General features: G+C 38.7%; 15 protein-coding genes. 5 read left to right on the top strand and 10 right to left on the bottom strand.

What is annotated here, in order from left to right:
• Nucleotides 1-9: 9 nt before the first annotated feature.
• The 3 genes from AC52J8_RS06470 to AC52J8_RS06460 all read right to left on the bottom strand — a co-directional run bounded on the left by AC52J8_RS06470 (nt 10) and on the right by AC52J8_RS06460 (nt 2,741).
• Nucleotides 10-573, bottom strand: a complete 564-nt coding sequence (locus AC52J8_RS06470) for a lipocalin family protein (protein WP_000770558.1) — start codon at nt 571-573, stop codon at nt 10-12.
• Nucleotides 574-669: 96 nt separating this feature from the next.
• The gene (locus tag AC52J8_RS06465; protein WP_086611372.1) at nt 670-2,073 is read right to left on the bottom strand and encodes a heavy metal sensor histidine kinase; all 1,404 of its coding nucleotides are present in this window, start codon (nt 2,071-2,073) and stop codon (nt 670-672) included.
• Complete coding sequence (locus tag AC52J8_RS06460; protein WP_086399153.1) at nt 2,070-2,741, bottom strand: heavy metal response regulator transcription factor; 672 nt, start codon at nt 2,739-2,741, stop codon at nt 2,070-2,072. The genes AC52J8_RS06465 and AC52J8_RS06460 overlap by 4 nt, the downstream gene beginning before the upstream one ends.
• Nucleotides 2,742-2,866: 125 nt before the next feature.
• Between AC52J8_RS06460 and AC52J8_RS06455 the strand changes: the two genes are divergently transcribed.
• Nucleotides 2,867-3,334, top strand: coding sequence for a GlcG/HbpS family heme-binding protein (locus AC52J8_RS06455; protein ID WP_086399253.1), 468 nt, complete (start codon nt 2,867-2,869; stop codon nt 3,332-3,334).
• 10 nt (nt 3,335-3,344) lie between these two features.
• A complete protein-coding gene (gene uraH / locus AC52J8_RS06450) occupies nt 3,345-3,746 on the top strand; it encodes a hydroxyisourate hydrolase (RefSeq protein WP_000167346.1) in 402 nt (133 codons plus the stop codon).
• A gap of 60 nt (nt 3,747-3,806) precedes the next feature.
• Here uraH and AC52J8_RS06445 read toward each other — a convergent pair whose 3' ends face one another.
• Genes AC52J8_RS06445 through AC52J8_RS06430 form a run of 4 tightly spaced genes read right to left on the bottom strand, consistent with a single transcriptional unit; the run spans nt 3,807 to nt 7,593 of the window.
• Entirely contained in the window at nt 3,807-4,514 is a 708-nt protein-coding gene (locus tag AC52J8_RS06445) for a PqiC family protein (protein WP_025466503.1), read from the bottom strand.
• Nucleotides 4,504-6,171 (bottom strand): PqiB family protein, encoded by a 1,668-nt coding sequence (locus AC52J8_RS06440; protein ID WP_086611395.1) that lies wholly within the window; start codon nt 6,169-6,171, stop codon nt 4,504-4,506. The genes AC52J8_RS06445 and AC52J8_RS06440 overlap by 11 nt, the downstream gene beginning before the upstream one ends.
• Nucleotides 6,172-6,178: 7 nt before the next feature.
• Complete coding sequence (locus AC52J8_RS06435; protein WP_086399154.1) at nt 6,179-6,988, bottom strand: paraquat-inducible protein A; 810 nt, start codon at nt 6,986-6,988, stop codon at nt 6,179-6,181.
• Complete coding sequence (locus AC52J8_RS06430; RefSeq protein ID WP_086399155.1) at nt 6,985-7,593, bottom strand: paraquat-inducible protein A; 609 nt, start codon at nt 7,591-7,593, stop codon at nt 6,985-6,987. The genes AC52J8_RS06435 and AC52J8_RS06430 overlap by 4 nt, the downstream gene beginning before the upstream one ends.
• A gap of 1,006 nt (nt 7,594-8,599) precedes the next feature.
• Between AC52J8_RS06430 and aspT the strand changes: the two genes are divergently transcribed.
• Together aspT and AC52J8_RS06420 are read left to right on the top strand one after the other, a co-directional pair.
• A complete protein-coding gene (gene aspT, locus AC52J8_RS06425; RefSeq protein ID WP_086399156.1) occupies nt 8,600-10,285 on the top strand; it encodes an aspartate-alanine antiporter in 1,686 nt (561 codons plus the stop codon).
• Between the two features lie 56 nt (nt 10,286-10,341).
• Complete coding sequence (locus tag AC52J8_RS06420; protein WP_005073522.1) at nt 10,342-11,940, top strand: bifunctional aspartate transaminase/aspartate 4-decarboxylase; 1,599 nt, start codon at nt 10,342-10,344, stop codon at nt 11,938-11,940.
• An 89-nt stretch (nt 11,941-12,029) separates the two neighbouring features.
• Here the strand turns inward: AC52J8_RS06420 and AC52J8_RS06415 are convergent, their stop codons facing one another.
• On the bottom strand, nt 12,030-12,584 hold the full coding sequence (locus AC52J8_RS06415; RefSeq protein WP_086399157.1) for a TetR/AcrR family transcriptional regulator: 555 nt from the start codon (nt 12,582-12,584) through the stop codon (nt 12,030-12,032).
• A 1,201-nt stretch (nt 12,585-13,785) separates the two neighbouring features.
• Here AC52J8_RS06415 and AC52J8_RS06410 point away from each other — a divergent pair.
• Complete coding sequence (locus tag AC52J8_RS06410) at nt 13,786-14,019, top strand: hypothetical protein (protein WP_016806139.1); 234 nt, start codon at nt 13,786-13,788, stop codon at nt 14,017-14,019.
• 149 nt (nt 14,020-14,168) lie between these two features.
• Here the strand turns inward: AC52J8_RS06410 and AC52J8_RS06405 are convergent, their stop codons facing one another.
• A complete protein-coding gene (locus tag AC52J8_RS06405; protein ID WP_086399158.1) occupies nt 14,169-16,004 on the bottom strand; it encodes a monovalent cation:proton antiporter-2 (CPA2) family protein in 1,836 nt (611 codons plus the stop codon).
• Nucleotides 16,005-16,198: 194 nt separating this feature from the next.
• The gene (gene gltS, locus AC52J8_RS06400) at nt 16,199-17,434 is read right to left on the bottom strand and encodes a sodium/glutamate symporter (RefSeq protein ID WP_002115276.1); all 1,236 of its coding nucleotides are present in this window, start codon (nt 17,432-17,434) and stop codon (nt 16,199-16,201) included.
• Between the last annotated feature and the right edge of the window lie 369 nt (nt 17,435-17,803).

The raw sequence follows: 17,803 nt of genomic DNA, 5'->3' as shown, positions 1-17,803 counted from the left end.
AGCATTTCACTATTTAGACTGTGTTGTTTTAACGAGTTTAGAAACGTCGTAGCCATAGCTTTTTGCGGTTTGCAGATAAGATTGATATGTCGCCTCATCAAGTTGAGGGCTACGAGAAAGAATCCATAAATATTTATGGCTTGGACCACCGACTAAAGCGACCTGATAATTTGGGTCAACTCTTAAAACCCAGTAATCGCCTTTTGTAAAAGGAATCCATCTAAGACCAGAAGGTAAAAAGCTCACCTTCAATTTACTGTTGCCTTCATTTTGCGGATAGGCAACTCCTTCAGATGAGATCATTTCACCTTTTTTAGTCGTACAGCTATTTAAAACACCAACGGTTTTGTCCGCGTTAATAGAATAGTTTGCAGTTGTATTGGCTACACAATTACGCTGAAAAAACATCGGTAAATGCGCAATTTCATACCACTTACCTGCGTATTTATTAATATCAATAGAATCAACAGCGACAGGTTTAGTATTGGTGTCTGCAAAGGTGCTCAAAGGAAGCATTAAGCTCACTGCTGCAAGGCTACTGCTAATGACAAGTGATTTAAATAATAATTTCATGATTGCCCTCTTCTGTTTATTTCATACGTTTAAACATACGTCAGAGGGCTGTGAACAAAGTGTGAATTTTAAAAATTAAGCAACATTAATAAGGATTTAATTGTATTTCTTTAGAGCATCGGCAACTGGAAAATCAAGCTCAAAGCACACACCCTCAACCGTGTTATAAACTCGATAGCGGCCATCATGTAGATCCATAATTGAAGCAACAATCGATAGGCCTAATCCACCTGTTTGATTCTCATCACTTCGACTTGAGTGGCATTGGTAAAATCTTTCAAAAAGATGCTCAAGTTGATGTTCAGCAATTGAAATACCACCCGTTACCACAGTTAGGCTGACCCATTGCTTATGCTCAATCATCTTATGTTTTGTTGCGATATAAATAGTTCGCTTGTTACCACCGTGAACCAGCGCATTTAACACAAGGTTATACACGGCTCTTTGAAAAAGCTCAGGATCTGCAAATAACGTTTGAGCTTCTAAGTTAAAACTAAAATGACAGTCTTGTTCCTCGGCTTGATATTCAAAAATCTGGCATATCCTATCCATAACATCTTGGAGATTTATTTCTTGTTTGTTTACAAGCACCATTTTCTGATCGGCTCTTGCCAAGAAAAGCATGCTATCAATCATGCGTTTTAATCTGTGGTAGTCATCTAAATGGGACACTAGCAAATCTTCATATTGCTCAACCGAACGTTCGCCAGTTAAAGCAATCTCGGTTTGTCCAATCAGGTTATTTAAAGGTGTGCGGAACTCATGAGCGATATCTTCAGAAAAACGGTTGAGCTGGGTATAGCCTTTTTCGATACGCTCAAGCATGTGGTTTATATCTTTTGAAAGTAGCTCAACTTCTAAAGGTGAATTTGGGAGGTTTAATCGGTTCTGTAGCTGATTTGCATTAATAGAATGAGTTTGCTTGCGAAGTTGTTGTAGCGACCGTAAACCTAAATGACACGCTAAAATGCAAAGCACAAAGATTGCAAACACGCCCCCGATCACATACATCAAGAGACTTTCTTGAAAAGGTAAAAGAATATTGATGCGTTCCGACCACTGTTTACCTGCAATGAGCAGATAAGGCTCATTATTAATTTTTATGGTTTTCCATGCAATGCGCGTTGGATATGAGTTGTTAGCTAAATCTTGAAATTGAAGACTGTCGCGCTGTGCAAGTTCAGGTAACTGTATGTGGAGCGGATTGATATTAATTAAAGTTTTGTCTTTATGGATAAGCAAAAACAAGTTGTCTTGGTTGCCAAGCATGTTTTGATACAGCTTAGGACGCGCAATGATTTGCTCTACATTTTCACTATCTTGCAGCAAAATTTCCAAACGATTAATTCGCTCTGCTAAAGCTTTATCTTGTTGCTTTAATAAAATCTGGTTAATACCCAAATAGGTCATAAAGCCGACTGAACATAAAATTAAGGCAGAACAAAGCGTGACCAGTAATGTAATACGGACTTCAAGAGAACGTAGAAATTTAAAGTTCATAAGCTAACCGAAATTTTATAGCCCAAGCCACGTATGGTATGAATGAGTTTTAACTCATATCCCTCATCAATTTTGTTTCGTAAACGGCGTACGGCAACGTCAATAAAGTTAGTATCAGTGTCAAAGTTAATATTCCAAACCTCTGAACCAATTTGTCTGCGCGTCACGATTTGCTCTTTGTTGAGCAACAGGTAACGCAACAAATTAAATTCGGTTTTACTCAGCTCAATTAAGTTGCCACTACGCCAAACTTTATGGCTAACCACATCCATTTTTAAATCGCTAATAGATAACTCATTTTCTTGCAGATATTGCTGTCGTCTTAACAGGCTTTTAATACGTGCCAATAGTTCAATATAGGAAAAAGGTTTAGCCAAGTAATCATCTGCACCCAACTCTAACCCTTTCACTCTATCCATCACCTGATCTTTCGCCGTTAAGAAAATCACCGGAATTTTTGAAAACTGGCGTAGGACTTGTAATACGCTCCAGCCGTCTATGTCCGGCAACATGACGTCAAGAATAAGCAAGTCATATTGATCTCTCTTTAGCATTTCCAAACCTTGCAGCCCTAAGTGAACACACTCCGCTTGATATCCAGACTCTTTTAATCCTTTGACCAAATAAGTGGCGATCTTGATCTCATCTTCAATAATAAGGATACGCATTTTGTAGAGACTCATTTGAAAGATGACAACTTTGTAATGTGATTGTCATGCTTGAAATTAAGCAATTTGTTTAAGATTTTCAAAGCGACTTAGAGGCAATCATTATGAAAAAATTGAACTGGCTGATGTTAGCAGCCGTGCTATTCGGTAATAGTACTTTTGCACAGCCCCCTGCTTTGAATCAAGTTTATTCGTTAGATCTCAAAACTGCCCACCTGTTAGCCGACAGTGCGAAAGAGGCATGTAAAAAAATAAATCAAAACATTGCGGTCGTTGTTGTAGATCGCGGCGGTAATCCATTAACTGCCGAACGGCATGAGTTGGTGGGCCCGCATAACTTAATGGCTGCAGAGAAAAAAGCCTATACCGCTTTATCTACCAAAACATCGACCTTAGTTTTAAGCCAAAACAGTAACCAGAACCCCGATGCAAAAAATTTAACTACCGTAGCAAATTTACTTTTGTTAGGCGGTGGCGTACCTGTTCGTTTTGAGAACCAAGTGATCGGAGCCATTGGGGTTGCGGGTGCTGGCGGCGCACAAAATGACAATCAATGTGCAAGCAAAGCCATTGAAACCGTTTTTCATTCATAAGGAGTTCATCATGACTAAATCATTTATTGCTTTATCTTCGTTATTTATAGCTTCCGCTACATTTGCACAAACTAATCCGCTAAGTGTGCACGTGTTAAATCTAGAAACGGGTTTACCCTCTTCTCAGGTTGAAGTCGTTTTAGAGAAAAACACCAATAACCAGTGGGTTAAACTCAACCAGCAAGTGACAGATTCAAATGGTCGTATTACTGCGCTCTATCCAGAAAATAAAAAACTAGAGCAAGGTATTTATAAAGTTACTTTTAAAACAGAAGACTGGTTTAAAAAGAACAAACAACAAACTTTTTTTGCCGAGGTTCCTGTAATTTTTAAAGTTGATGGAAGCGTAAACCACTACCACATTCCTTTATTACTTAGCCCTTACGGTTACTCAACCTATCGAGGCAACTAAAATAAAAAACCCCTTTATCTGTTGTACACAAATAAAGGGGCTGGTTAAAAAAGATGCGTTTTATGAACAAACACCATTGCTAATAACCGATTTTTTGTTTGAATCTAGCGCCACAATTGAAGAAGAAACCGTATTAATAATTTGAGTCATTGCTTCACTTGAAGCATTCACAATCGCATCCATTTTTTTAGCTTTTTGATCAATCGGCTGCTTAAAAGCAATTCGACAATTGAGCTGAGATCCTGCATTCGTGATGACTTTTGCATTATTTGACTCTAATTGAGTGGGCGGTATTTGACGCTTCACCACCCAAGACACCGCAATATTAATATAGCTTTTATCTACAATATCAAAATGAGAAAAGTCTGTAGAAACTCGATATAAAGGTTGGTTGTTTCCAGCTAGTCCACTGCTATAACTGTCGATTGCCCCTAATTTTTGCTGCAAACCCGCCGACAAGGTATCGCGTAATTGCGTACCCATGGTTGATGTCCAGCGTTCATTATTTAACACCGTAGACTTACCACTACTATCTTGGAGCACCAAAGGCGCACGGTCCAATCGGTCTGGAATCCCGACAGGTAATACCTCAATCACCTGCACAGTTGATTTTGTAGCCGCAGTAATTTTAGGGGACATCGTATAATAGTTTGGCGTTGGCGAACTCGAACATGCCGTCATGGCAACTGCCGTTAAAAACAGGCCGCTCCCAAGCAGCCATTTGGCTGCTTTAGGATGTTGAAAAGATAGAGTGTTTTTATTTTTCATCATCGGTCTCTGGTGTTTTACCACGAATAATTGATTCAGGATGTTGCTCAATATAGTCTGCCATTAACTGTAATGAAGCAGCTGCACGTGTCATTTGCTGCAATGCTTTACGTACGTCTTGTTGTAACGGCGCATCGCTCGACAAAATAGACTCTGACGATCTTACAGTTTTACGAACATCGTCTAAGGTTGCTTGTAAACCAGGTGCAACTTTTCCATCTAACTGTTTAACCAATTTATCGGTAGACTCAATGGCTGTGTTCATATTGTTGAGCGTTTTACGTACATCTTGCCCAATCTCAACTAACGGGAATTTAGTTAACTTATCAGCAATCTGAGAAACTTGTGCTTGTAAGCCACTCAGTTCAGTTGGTGTAGTTGGAATCACCACACGATCATCACTCAAAATTTGTAATGTGGCTGGTTTAGCTTTAGGGAACTTATCTAGGGCAATATAGTTTTGACCCGTGAGAAGGTTGCCTGTTCTCATTTGAGCACGCCAACCATGTTCAACAAAATCTTTGAAAATATTGCTGTTTGGATTGAGTGCCTGTCCATTCTCCACGCGTGACGGATAAATAACCGCCTCAACACGCATACGAATCTGCTTATAGTTATTATAAAACTCTGCATTAATCGATTTAACATTACCAATTTCAATGCCCATGAAATCAATTGGTGCGCCAACAGACAGTCCACGTAATGAATGATCAAAGTACATGATCACACCACGAGGTTGCCCATCCGGTTCTTTTAATGCCTCAGTTTTCGAATCCCACAGATTAAAGTGACTATGATTTGCCGCTGTGGTAGCACGCGAACTTTCAGGAATTCCAAAAGCAATACCGCCCGCGACAATACTTGCCAGCGATTGAGTATCTAAACTAAATCCTGACGCATTCAAGCTCACATCAATACCACTCGCCTGCCAAAACCGTGCGTCGGTGGTGACAAACTTATCATATGGTGCACGGATAAAAGTTTGTAGCTCTACACTTTTACCGTCATCGGACAATTTATAGGCTGTAATTTGGCCCACATTAATTCGACGATAATAAATTGGAGAACCGACATCTAAAGACCCCAAGTCATCTGCATTTAAGAAAAATTCTTTGCCCGGTACATCGGAAGTAATCACTGGCGGTACTTCTAAGCCAGTAAATTCAAGCTTTTTCTCTTCCGACTTACCACCATCCACTTCAATATATGAACCTGACAATAGTGTGTCTATTCCTGAAACCCCACTCGTCCCAATCCGTGGTCGCACGACCCAAAAGCGTGAATCTTTTGCGGCAAAGTTACTCGCATCTTTACGCAAATCAATTCTGGCAATCACGTGTGAACGGTCTTCTGAAAGATCAATCTGGCGTACTACGCCAATATCCACCTGTTTATAACGGACCGTTGTTTTACCTGCCACCAATCCCTCAGCCGTTCTAAAAGATACGTCAATGGTCGGGCCGTGAGACAAGAGCGCTTTTATCGCTAATGAAAGCGCGATTAAAAGAGCAATCAATGGAATGAGCCAAATTAAAAGAGGCTTCCACCGACTTTTCTTTTGTTGGGGTTCTGGCAAATCATTCATGCTATCCAGTTCAACATCTGGATCACGACGATCTGAGTTACCAGGGGTTATTTCATTTTCAGACATACTCATTGTTCTTTTATTGACTGGGATTAATGGAATCATTATTCAACGGCGGGTGTTCAGCCTGAATAATCTTGGTTTTGTTTGAGGCAAAAGAAGAAGGCTTATTTGTATTTTGAGATGCGTAGAAGTTATCCCAAATAAGTCGTGGGTCAAAACTTAAAGATGCAAACATGGTTAGCACTACAACTGCACCAAAAGCGATCGAACCCGGCCCTGCTAAAATCGTAGCAAGCGACTGAATCTGAATGAGCGCTGTTAAGAGTGCCACCACAAATACATCAATCATTGACCAACGGCCAATAAACTCGACAACTCGATATAATTTAACGCATTGCTCAGGTAAAAACTTCCAAGCTGACGATTGTTGCAGATATACCGCCACCAATAAAAAATACAAAATCAGTAGCTTTAGCATGGGAATAAAAATACTGGCCATGAAAATGACCACTGAAACCAGATAGTCTCCACTTTGCCAAAAGTAAATGACCCCACTCATGATGGTATCTTGCTGGCTACCCAACAGTGAGTCAGTCACCGTCATTGGAAGTACATTGGCTGGAATATAGAGAATGGTCGCAGCCATCACTAAAGCAAAAGTTCGATTTAAACTCGCTGGTTTACGTGAATGCAGCACGCTATTACAACGAATACAACGTAAAACTTGATAGCTTTTATCTCGTCGTTTTTTTCCATTTTGAGCAGAATTTACGACGCCACAGCAATGACATACAATTAATGAGAGATCTTTGGCTCTTGGGTATTCCTTAAGCATTGATCCTTGCTGCAAGCTTTGTGTTTGGGTCACATTTTTTATCGTTTTCATGGCAGTGACCTATCAATTTCGTTCCATATATCACTCACCTTTATGCAAGTAATATAGACCAACAATACACTTAAAATCGCAAATGCCCATAACGCAATCTCAGGAATCACCAACACCATTCCCATTAACTTCACAAGCGTGACCAAGATTCCAATTAAGAACACCTCAACCATTCCCCACACTCTCATAAAATAAAGTGTACGTAAGGCAAATACTAAAAATGTGGGTCTTTTCTTCAATACGCTTACTGTGCCCAACACATAGGAGAGTAATAAAAGATAGGAAAGTGGCACAATAAAAGTGGTGATTAAAATAAGAATGCCAACAAAAGCCCGATCATAATGAAACATTACCCAGACCGCACCCAGTAAGGTGGTTTCAGAGATGTTGCCCTGCAATTCAATTTTTACGATAGGAAAGCTATTAGCAATAATAAATACGATCAACGCCGTTAAGATTAATGCCAATAGTGTCGAAAAAGGTTTGGTGTGCCGATAGAGTTCAGCACCGCAGCATAAGCAATAAGCTCTTTTTCCATAAGCAAGCGGGGTTCTACGATAGACAGTATCGCATTCCTCACAACCTGCTAATTCTTTAAGCTTCATAGTTATACTCTGAGATTTATAGTTTTAACTGTGTCACACAAAACTCTTTTTATTACTAAGGTAAATTAAAATATAAATCAATCGAAAAACTACCCAAGTCATCATAAATTTTGAGATGAAAATTATCATGTACTCTTCAATATATTATTGAAACTGCTGAATAATCTGTACAAATTCTGTGGTCAAATTAAAATAGAACCTAAAAGTCAAAGGCTTAAGCTGAGATAACCCAGTTTTATGACCAACATATCTTAGATCGGCATGTGACAGCACGAAACCATCAAAATTTAGTATTTCTGAACAGTACGGCATGTGAGTCATTGGGAAAACAGTACGAAAGAATAGCGTATTGGTTATACACGCGGACAGAGATTTACTTAAAAATATGAGCAGTCATAGAATATTTCTAAAGTTTTTTAATACCTATAACCCTCTCTTTTTAATATGATAATTTTAATTAAGATATAAAACAAAAATATTAATCACTTTTATATTCAAATATACATTCCATTTAAGAACAGCAATTTCAAATCTTATATTTTTCTTTAAAAATAAATGTCATTATAAAGATTAATTTAAATATATTAAAAATTAATTTATGCGACACAATTATCAAAAAGTTAATTTTAAGTAGATTGTTTTTTAATTTATATAAAAATTAGGACCAGCCTAACAATTAAAAATTAATCACTTAAATATCAATAAACTAAAAACTTAATTTCAAGATTAGATATAAGCAAGACGCTTTAATTTCATAAAATATTCTTTATATTATTGTAAATAAATTTTAACCATTATTAAAAAATTAATAGTTGATTTAAACACTCAGAATTACCACCATCCCTTGGATCATAAGCATTTTAAACTCATTAATTCTTATAATTAAACTTAAGAAAACCACCAAACTTAAAGGTTTGCTTAAGTAATTTTCATATTGTATTTTAAAAATGAAAAATAAATAAATTTATATATTAAAGATAGATCTAATAATAAAAGTGAGATCAAAATGATTGAATGGTTACAAGGTGTTTTAAAGCACAGCCCCGAAATATTATTGTTCTTATCACTCGCAATAGGCTTCTGGATTGGACAATTCCAGTTTGGAAAGTTTCAGTTTGGCGGAGTCGCAGGCTCCTTACTCGTCGCAGTTGTTTTAAGCCTTATTGGCGTACCTGTCGATAACGGTGTTAAAGCAATTTTATTTGCTCTCTTCATTTACGCAGTAGGCTTTGAAAGTGGCCCTCAGTTTTTTAAATCACTGGGTCCACAGTCCATAAAAGAAATTTTATTAGCAGTATTCATGGCAGTGTGTGGTTTAGTCACTGTTTTAGTGATGGCTAAAATTTTTCATCTCGATAAAGGTTTGGCTGCGGGTCTCGCTGCGGGTGGCATGACTCAATCAGCCATTATTGGGACTGCGGGAGATGCAATTTCTAGACTCGATCTCCCACTCGCAGAAATTCAAAGACTTCAAGCAAATGTCGCGATTGGCTATGCGGTCACTTATATTTTCGGTTCATTGGGAGCAATTATTGTCTGTGTGAATATCTTGCCTAAATTTATGGGTAAAGAAATTCACGACGATGCTTTAAAAGCTCAGAGTGAGCGGCTCAAAGGTGCTTTTGAATTAGCCCCAGGCCAAGAACTGGCAATGCCCGAAATTGTTGGCCGTATTTATAAAGTTAGACAAGCCAATGGGCAAACTATTGCGGAAATTGAAGCAAAAGAGCCGAGTATTACGATTGAACGGTTAAAACGTAAAGATCAGTTTATTGATGTCGCTCCCGAGCTAACTTTACAAACAGACGATGTCATTTTACTGGTTGGTCGCCGTGCGAATGTAGTTTCAGTTGCCGAGCAAATCGGTAGCGAATTACAGTCATCGCAAGGTATGGAAATGATTATGGATACCAGCGATGTCATCCTAAGAAATTCCAAATATCTCAACCGCACCTTAGGAGACATTAAGGCCAATACGCCTGCGTATTTAAAGCACGGTATTTATGTACTTGCGATTAAGCGTAAGGATGAGCCACAACCTTTAAGTGACGATACTGTTCTACGACAAGGCGATGTGGTCACTGTATACGGAACAAAAAGCGACCTCGACCGCTTGGTGAAAGAAGCAGGTAAAGCCTTACCTGAAAGTTTAAAAACGGACTGGATTTTCCATGGTGCAGGCCTTGTGGTTGGTTTGGTGATTGGTCTTTTTGTGATTCGTTTAGGTGATGTGCCTTTAACTCTTGGTGCGGGTGGCGGAGCTTTACTATCAGGTCTTCTGTTTGGTTGGATTCGAAGTCGAAATCAAGTGCATGGCAATATGCCTTTAGCGGCTTCACAGCTTCTTAAAGATTTGGGTCTTGCAGGCTTCGTTGCTGCCGTCGGCTTACAATCAGGTTTACAAGCTATTCAAACCATTAAAGAAAGTGGTCTTTCACTCTTTATGATTGGAGTTGTGGTAACACTGGTTCCTCTCCTACTTTCCATGCTCTTTGCTCGTTATGTTCTGCGTTATGACAACGTTGCAGTAATGGCAGGTGCACTATCTGGTTCACGCAGTGCAAACCCTGCATTTGGTGCAATTTTAGACAAAGCAGGAAACTCGATTCCGACCGTTCCATTTGCAATTACCTATGCCCTAGCAAATGTGTTCTTAACCTTACTCGGACCACTGATCGTAGGCTTGGCCTGATTTTATACATTGAATTAGAAATTTTATTCATCTCACTATAATTAAGGAGACGTCCCATGGGGAAAGTCGATTATTCTAAATACGCAAAACTCAGCCCATTTGAACTTAAAGATAATTTAATAGAATTAGCTCAAAGCAGAACTGACCGAATGATGTTAAATGCTGGGCGTGGTAATCCGAACTTTCTTGCGACTATCCCACGTAGAGCATTCTTTCAACTAGGTTTGTTTTCTGCGACCGAATCCGAGTTCTCGTTTTCATATATGCCAGAAGGTTTAGGTGGCTTCCCGCGCCCCGTTGGACTCCAGTCACGTTTTGATAATTTCATTTTGGAAAACCGTGACAAACCCGGTGTGGTCTTTTTAGGCAAAGCCGTGTCTTATGTGCGCGACCAGTTAGGCTTAGATCCAGATCTTTTTTTACTTGAAATGGTTGAAGGGATTTTAGGTTGTAACTATCCAGTGCCAGACCGAATGCTCCGAGTGAGTGAAACGATTATTAAAGAGTACGTCTTACGAGAAATGGGCGTACAAGGCATGCAAAAAAGAGACTTAGATTTATTTGCGGTTGAAGGCGGAACAGCCGCAATGGCCTATATTTTTAACTCATTAAAAGAAAATAAAATTATCAAAAATGGCGACCGTATTGCCATTGGTAGCCCTATTTTCACGCCATATCTTGAGATTCCAAAACTCAATGACTACCAACTTGAAGAAGTATTAATTGCGGCAGACCCTAAACTCGATTGGCAATATCCAGAGTCGGAGCTTAGAAAGTTAGAAGATCCGTCTATTAAAGCTTTCTTTTTAGTCAACCCAAGTAACCCGCCATCAGTAAAAATGAGTGATGAAGGTCTTGCGATTTTGGCCGATATCGTCAAAAAACGCCCTGATCTGATCATTTTGACAGATGACGTTTACGGTACATTTGCCGATAACTTCAAATCACTATTTGCAATCTGTCCTGACAATACGATTCTGGTTTATTCGTTCTCTAAATACTTTGGTGCGACAGGCTGGCGACTTGGTGTCATTGCGCTTTCAAATAACAATGTGCTTGATAAACAAATTGCGAACTTATCGAAAAAAGAGAAGAAAGAGCTTGAAGAGCGCTATTCATCTTTAACCACTGACCCAGCAAGCATTAAGTTTATTGACCGCTTAGTTGCCGATAGCCGAAATGTTGCTTTGAACCATACCGCTGGTCTGTCTACCCCGCAGCAAGTTCAAATGGTTTTATTTGCCTTGTTTAATATGATGGACTCACGCCAGAGCTATAAAAAAGCAGTTAAATCTGTTGTTCGTGAACGCGACGCAGCACTTTATAGACAGCTTGGTGTCGAGGTTCCAACAGATCCAAATGCTGTTGATTATTACACGCTAGTCAACCTTGAAAACACATCACGGACTCTCTATGGAGATGAGTTTGCTGATTGGGTCATGAAAAATAAAAATCCAACCGAGCTATTGTTTAGAGTTGCCGATGAAACAGGTGTAGTTTTATTACCGGGTTCTGGCTTCGGTGTGCAGCACCCTTCTGCCCGTGCATCTTTAGCTAACCTGAATGAATATCAATATGCTGCAATTGGTGACTCTTTAAGACGCTTTGCAGATGAAGCTTATGCAGAGTATTTAAAAACTAAAAAAGGCAAATAAGCACCTATATACAGTGAGGCTCTAGCAGCCTCGCTTTTTCCTTTCTACTCTTTAATTTACTATTTCAGTTTTCAATTTAATGGTTCAATTTAAGCATTTATCTGTAAAAAGTAAGTCAGCAACTCATCAGGCTCTTCATTTTGGCTTGAATCTAAAAGCCCAAAAATCGCACCATCAATCATAAATACAAAAATATCCGACTCTTCATACGTAGCCCTTTTTTTAGATTCTCGCAGAACCCAGAAAATTTCATTTTTAAGCCATCGTCTATAGCGAATCGCGGTTTGATAAGCATTTGGATAAAGCTGTTTAATTTCAAAAATCGCTTTAAACAACAGGTAATACGCCCCTTTTAAGTCCACATGTAAAAGGTAAATTTGTCTAAGCTTAAGAGCCAAATCTGGATATTGACGAGATTCACTTATCGCTCTCACTTTTTCTTTTAAGTGTTCTTTTTGAACCAACAAACACATTTCAATTAATCTTTCTTTTGAGTGAAAGTAGTTGTAAAAGGTGGCTTTAGTCATTTTGGCTTCACTAACAATTCGGTCCACCCCAACCTGATTAAAGCCGTGTTGTTTAAATAAATCTGCTGCTGTGTAAAGCGCTCGCGTTGTTCTAAATGAAACTTCTAAATTTTTCATGTATACCGCTTAAAATAATTTTTTGTTGTATATAAAAGAGATAGAAATGCCGTCACTCTTAAAATGAGTGCTAAATACAGGCATGCAAAAGCCGCACAATAATGGTGTGCTCACCTATCTCTGGTTTATTGTTGCTATGTTTTAGCCGTAACGATTCTTAAGGTGTAGAAACCTATAGTCGGTTAAATCGTTTTAAAGACTGTTTAAGCGGTATGAGTAGAGAGAATTTGGCAAAGGTTGCCAACGAGAGAGAAGAAATAGTACGCATAACGGCGGACTCCTTTTGATTTAGAAGAGTCTTACCAATTACTGCTAAATAATGGTGGCAAGACTAGAAGGGTTAGCAGACTGGTACAAAAGGAAACCAGCACACCCGAAGGTGTCCCTCCTAGCCTCACCATAAAGGCGTGACTTAAGAGAACGCACAAAAACCAAAACAGCATTGTTGTGCGCCTTTTGTAGACGGTCTGCTAAAACCGACTGGCAATGTAGGCCAGCAGGCAAAGGATAATCGGCAAGGTTTAGAGTGTCAATGTAAGGTTGAATAGAAAATAGTTAAATAATTATTGTTTTTCATTCAATTAGATAGTTAAGCTAAATTCTAATTCAACTTAAATTTAAAGATATACAAATACTGCTAACGAATGGTGGCAAGACGAAAGAAGGTTGACAGACTAGTTAGACCCTAGCACACCCTAAAGTGTCCTACTTCCGTTTTGCCATAAAAAAGAAGGATAATCTTTAATTTTTAGACCGTCAATTTGGTTCCGAACATAAAATATCTCTTTCATTATTATTAAAATTCAATTAGATACTAAAGCTTAATAATAGCGAAGTTCTGCTTTAAAGAAGCTAAACATTTAAACCAAAACCATATTTGCAAACAAAAAATTGATTAAAACAAAAAAGCCAACTCTTTCGAATTAGCCCTAATTACCTCACGACCACGTCTGTGAAAATTGCTTTTGATTTTATTGTTCGCGACAATCTTCATCAATTTTTGTTATGAATCTAAATTAGCCTTTCTTTATGACATTTCAATTAAAAAAACACCGCAATCTGGCTTAAAACAAACTTGATACATAAAAGATAATTTTTAGAGAACTGCATCACAATTTAAAGAGCTGTGCATTATAAACACCTACACAGCGCAAGGTTTAAATCTATTATGCTTGAGTTATCTAATTGTTAAGTATGTATGATGGAACAGCAAACTTTATTACAAGAACTGAACTCTCTCATTGAATACTACTCAAAAAGAACCGATTGCCCGCCTACTCGAATACGCATCGGCTATAGGGCTTATGCAAAACTGATGCAGTGCCCGCCTTTCGCCGATGAAGTGATGAACTCAGCCCTAGATCCAAATAAGCGAAAATATAAGAAGTTAAAAATTAAAATTACAAAAGATGATAATCAGTTGGAACTTGAGTAAATTTTTAAGAGTTCAAAATAAAAAGTTCTTCAACTCTCCTATTTGCGATTTTATTTATATAACAATCCAGTCAAAGGCACAGCCGTAGAGCATTTATAGTCATTCCGTAAAAGCTCTGCTAAACAAAGCTTTTACAGATATTTTTTATACTAATCCAGACTTTCATTATCTGAGGTATCTTCTTTATTTAAAATCCGCCCTTCTTGTTTTGGTCGAATCAATGGTGCTGTCGGTCTTGGGTGATGAGTATGTGTATATTGCATACCTACTCCCGCATTGACGTCATCTGCCGCGATTTCAGTTTCAAAACGCTCATTATCCAAATCACGAATTTCCTCGGTAATTCTTTCTACCTCGTCTTCATCCACACCAAGTTTTTGCAAAATCACGCCGCCAAACTTAATTGCAGATTCAAATGTTTCACGAATCATAAAGTCCACTTTTTGTTTAACTAAATGCAGTGAATGCTCACGGTCATATGAACGGACTAATAATTTTGCCAAAGGAAATTCATGGGTCACGAGTTCTACAATTCTATTGGTCGTTTCCTTGCTATCTACACACACCACAATCGCTTGTGCTGTTGCGGCGCCAGACGCATGCAGAATATCTAGACGGCAACCATCGCCATAATAAATTTTAAAACCAAATTTTTCGGCGTTTCGAATCATGTCGGTATTATTATCAATAATGGTGACATCGACACCTCTTGCTAATAATAATTGACTGGTGACCTGTCCAAAGCGCCCAAAACCGATCATTAAAACGCTACCACTTAGCCCGTCGGCAATATTGATATTTTCTAATGAAACCTTCGTTTTTGCTTGAGTAAAACGTTTGAAAATAATACCGACTATTGGGGTCAACACCATTGAAAGCACAACAATGGCGGTTAAGTTAGATTTAACAGTACTATCAATAACTTGTGCACTTAGCGCAGCCGAGAAAAGTACAAAGGCAAACTCTCCACCTTGAGCCATAAGTAAAGCGCGGTCTAACGCTTCAGTATGAGAGCTTTTCGTTATTCGAGCGACCATATAAATCATGAGCGCTTTGGCAAGCATCAGGGCAATTACGCCACTCACAATAAGTTGCCAGTTTTGAACAACTACCGATAAGTCCAATGACATACCGACCCCAAGGAAAAACAGGCCCAGTAAGATTCCTCGGAATGGTTCAATATCCGCTTCAATTTGATGTCTAAAGGTCGATTCAGATAAAAGTACACCCGCCAAAAAAGCACCCATCGCCATAGTCAAACCACTGACTTGCATGAGTAACGCCGCACCCAACACAACCAACAATGCCGCCGCAGTCATGACTTCTCGCGCTTTAGCAGCGGCCAACAGTCTAAATAATGGGTTTAGTAACCAATACCCTGCCGCAATAAGCCCTGCAATTGCGAGCAAACCAATTCCTATATTTTCTAGACGTACCGATGTGCTTTCAACCACATGATTCGGTGCCATAAAAGCAACAATAGCCAGCAATGGCACAATGAGTAAATCTTCAAATAGTAAGATGGCTACAATTTTTTGTCCTCGTGGTTGAGTCAGATCCCCCCGATCACCCAAGAGCTGCATCACAATCGCAGTCGAGGTTAAGACGAACCCTGCCGCACCAATAAAAGCAACTTGCCATGTAAAGCCAAATAACAGCCCAACGCCAGTCAAAGCCAGCGCACAAATGATGATCTGCAATGTACCAAGGCCAAAAATCTCGCGTCTAAGGCTCCACAAATGTGATGGTTGCATTTCCAAACCAATCACAAAGAGGTACATCACGATTCCCAACTCGGCAATATGCAAAATTGCTGTGGAATCTTGAAAAAAAGCAAAACCGAATGGGCCAATAATTAGACCCGCAATTAAATAACCTAATACTGAACCTAAACCAATACGTTTAAAAATAGGAACCGCAATGACAGCAGCCGCCAATAAAACCACGGGGGCAACCAAGCTAATTGAATGTGCTTCTGAGCTCATACATTTCTCATTTTATTTATCTGCAATTTATTCTAAGTGAAACGAGGATTAAGGGCGATTATTAGTTTTGAGAAAAAGCATCCTAAAAATAAAATGACTTAAATCGTCCGTAAATGAAAATTGAGCCTATAAATAAGAATCAAATATTCATGGACAAACACCCATAAAAAAAGCCCTAACGGGCTTTTTTTATATTAGGCAATAAATTTCAACATGAGCTGAATGACAGTCGCATTAATTAAGTCAACAAAGAATGCACCACAAAGCGGAACAATCAAGAAGGCTTTATGCGATGGACCATACATATTGGTAATCGCCTGCATATTTGCCACAGCTGTTGGTGTTGCACCCATACCGAAACCACAATGGCCTGCTGCCAATACTGCCGCATCGTAATTTTTACCCATGACGCGGAACGTCACAAATGCCGCATATAAAGCCATCGTAATGGTTTGCGCACCTAAAATAACTACAAGCGGACCAGCTAAGTCGGCAAGTTGCCAAAGCTTTAATGAAAGCAATGCCATTGCTAAATAAAGCGACAAAGACGCGTTACCAAATACATCAATCGCGCGGTCGAAAATATCAATTTTCAACACGCTTTCTAAAATATTTCTTAAGATTACACCGCCACCGAGTGCCCAAACGAAAGTTGGTAACTCAAACCACGTTCCCTTACTAAAGCCAGTCATAAATTCAGCAAACGCTAAACATGCTGCAAACATACCCAGTGTAGTAATTGCATTATCGGCAGTAATTAAACGGACTTGATGCGGGTTTTCAAACGGAGCAAGGTCATCTGAATTTTGTTCAAGATGTGTGTCGCGATTTTGGATTTCAGCATTGGTTTTTGGTTGAGCAAGACTGTAACGATTAATGAGTAATTTCGCTAACGGCCCACCAATCACACCACCAATAATCAAGCCAAAGGTCGCACTCGCCATACCTAATGCTAAAGCACCCTGAATACCATGCTGGGTTTCTAAAATTTCACCCCATGCGCCAGCTGTACCATGACCACCTGTTAAGGTAATTGAACCTGCAATCAAACCAATAAGTGGGTCAAGACCCAATAATGTCGCAAGGCTCATACCAACAGCATTTTGCACAACAATGAATGATGCAACACAAATTAAGAAGATGACTAAAGCAGTACCACCTTCTTTAAGCTTCATAAAATTGGCACTTAAACCAATTGAAGCAAAGAACACGAGCATAAAGCTGGTTTGTAATTCGCTACTAAAAACAATGCTATACCCCCACAAAGTGTGGACAAGTAAAGAAACTACAGCAGCAACCAAACCACCAGCTACAGGTTCAGGGATATTATAACGTTTTAAAAAATCAATTCGATTAACAAGAAAGCGGCCCAACAATAAGACGATAACCGCCGAAATTAGTGTATAAAAACCATTAAAAACAAATTCCATATATGCTACTTTCTGATTACATTCCTAATGGATTGTAAAATAATTATATTTTTATTTTTAATATTTAAAAAAAAGACAAACAAACTTTACAAAAACCATCTTTATTTAAAAATAACCATATAAATCAAAATATTGATTTAAGTATTTAGTAAAAAATCATGAGGTACTCTCCCTTAAATTTCGTTATTGCATTGAAAATTGATTTTTTAAAATGTTTAAATGCTCAAGCGATGAAATCACGGCATCTGACTCGCTTAATCTTATTACCCACTTTTTAAGCAACAGTATATTTAGCTAAGCTCTACTTGATACATTTAAAGAAAAATCCTGTCTTTTGGGTCACTGAACTTCTCCATCATTCACTTTAAT

This window comes from Acinetobacter sp. S-1, from assembly GCF_059579785.1.
This window is presented reverse-complemented; position numbering and strand designations above follow the sequence as displayed.

What these genes read in the sequence shown, in the direction of transcription:
- AC52J8_RS06470 (WP_000770558.1), bottom strand. Translation starts at nt 573, where the DNA reads ATGAAATTATTATTTAAATCACTTGTCATTAGCAGTAGCCTTGCAGCA.
- AC52J8_RS06465 (WP_086611372.1), bottom strand. Translation starts at nt 2,073, where the DNA reads ATGAACTTTAAATTTCTACGTTCTCTTGAAGTCCGTATTACATTACTG.
- AC52J8_RS06460 (WP_086399153.1), bottom strand. Translation starts at nt 2,741, where the DNA reads ATGCGTATCCTTATTATTGAAGATGAGATCAAGATCGCCACTTATTTG.
- AC52J8_RS06455 (WP_086399253.1), top strand. Translation starts at nt 2,867, where the DNA reads ATGTTAGCAGCCGTGCTATTCGGTAATAGTACTTTTGCACAGCCCCCT.
- uraH (WP_000167346.1), top strand. Translation starts at nt 3,345, where the DNA reads ATGACTAAATCATTTATTGCTTTATCTTCGTTATTTATAGCTTCCGCT.
- AC52J8_RS06445 (WP_025466503.1), bottom strand. Translation starts at nt 4,514, where the DNA reads ATGAAAAATAAAAACACTCTATCTTTTCAACATCCTAAAGCAGCCAAA.
- AC52J8_RS06440 (WP_086611395.1), bottom strand. Translation starts at nt 6,171, where the DNA reads ATGAGTATGTCTGAAAATGAAATAACCCCTGGTAACTCAGATCGTCGT.
- AC52J8_RS06435 (WP_086399154.1), bottom strand. Translation starts at nt 6,988, where the DNA reads ATGAAAACGATAAAAAATGTGACCCAAACACAAAGCTTGCAGCAAGGA.
- AC52J8_RS06430 (WP_086399155.1), bottom strand. Translation starts at nt 7,593, where the DNA reads ATGAAGCTTAAAGAATTAGCAGGTTGTGAGGAATGCGATACTGTCTAT.
- aspT (WP_086399156.1), top strand. Translation starts at nt 8,600, where the DNA reads ATGATTGAATGGTTACAAGGTGTTTTAAAGCACAGCCCCGAAATATTA.
- AC52J8_RS06420 (WP_005073522.1), top strand. Translation starts at nt 10,342, where the DNA reads ATGGGGAAAGTCGATTATTCTAAATACGCAAAACTCAGCCCATTTGAA.
- AC52J8_RS06415 (WP_086399157.1), bottom strand. Translation starts at nt 12,584, where the DNA reads ATGAAAAATTTAGAAGTTTCATTTAGAACAACGCGAGCGCTTTACACA.
- AC52J8_RS06410 (WP_016806139.1), top strand. Translation starts at nt 13,786, where the DNA reads ATGGAACAGCAAACTTTATTACAAGAACTGAACTCTCTCATTGAATAC.
- AC52J8_RS06405 (WP_086399158.1), bottom strand. Translation starts at nt 16,004, where the DNA reads ATGAGCTCAGAAGCACATTCAATTAGCTTGGTTGCCCCCGTGGTTTTA.
- gltS (WP_002115276.1), bottom strand. Translation starts at nt 17,434, where the DNA reads ATGGAATTTGTTTTTAATGGTTTTTATACACTAATTTCGGCGGTTATC.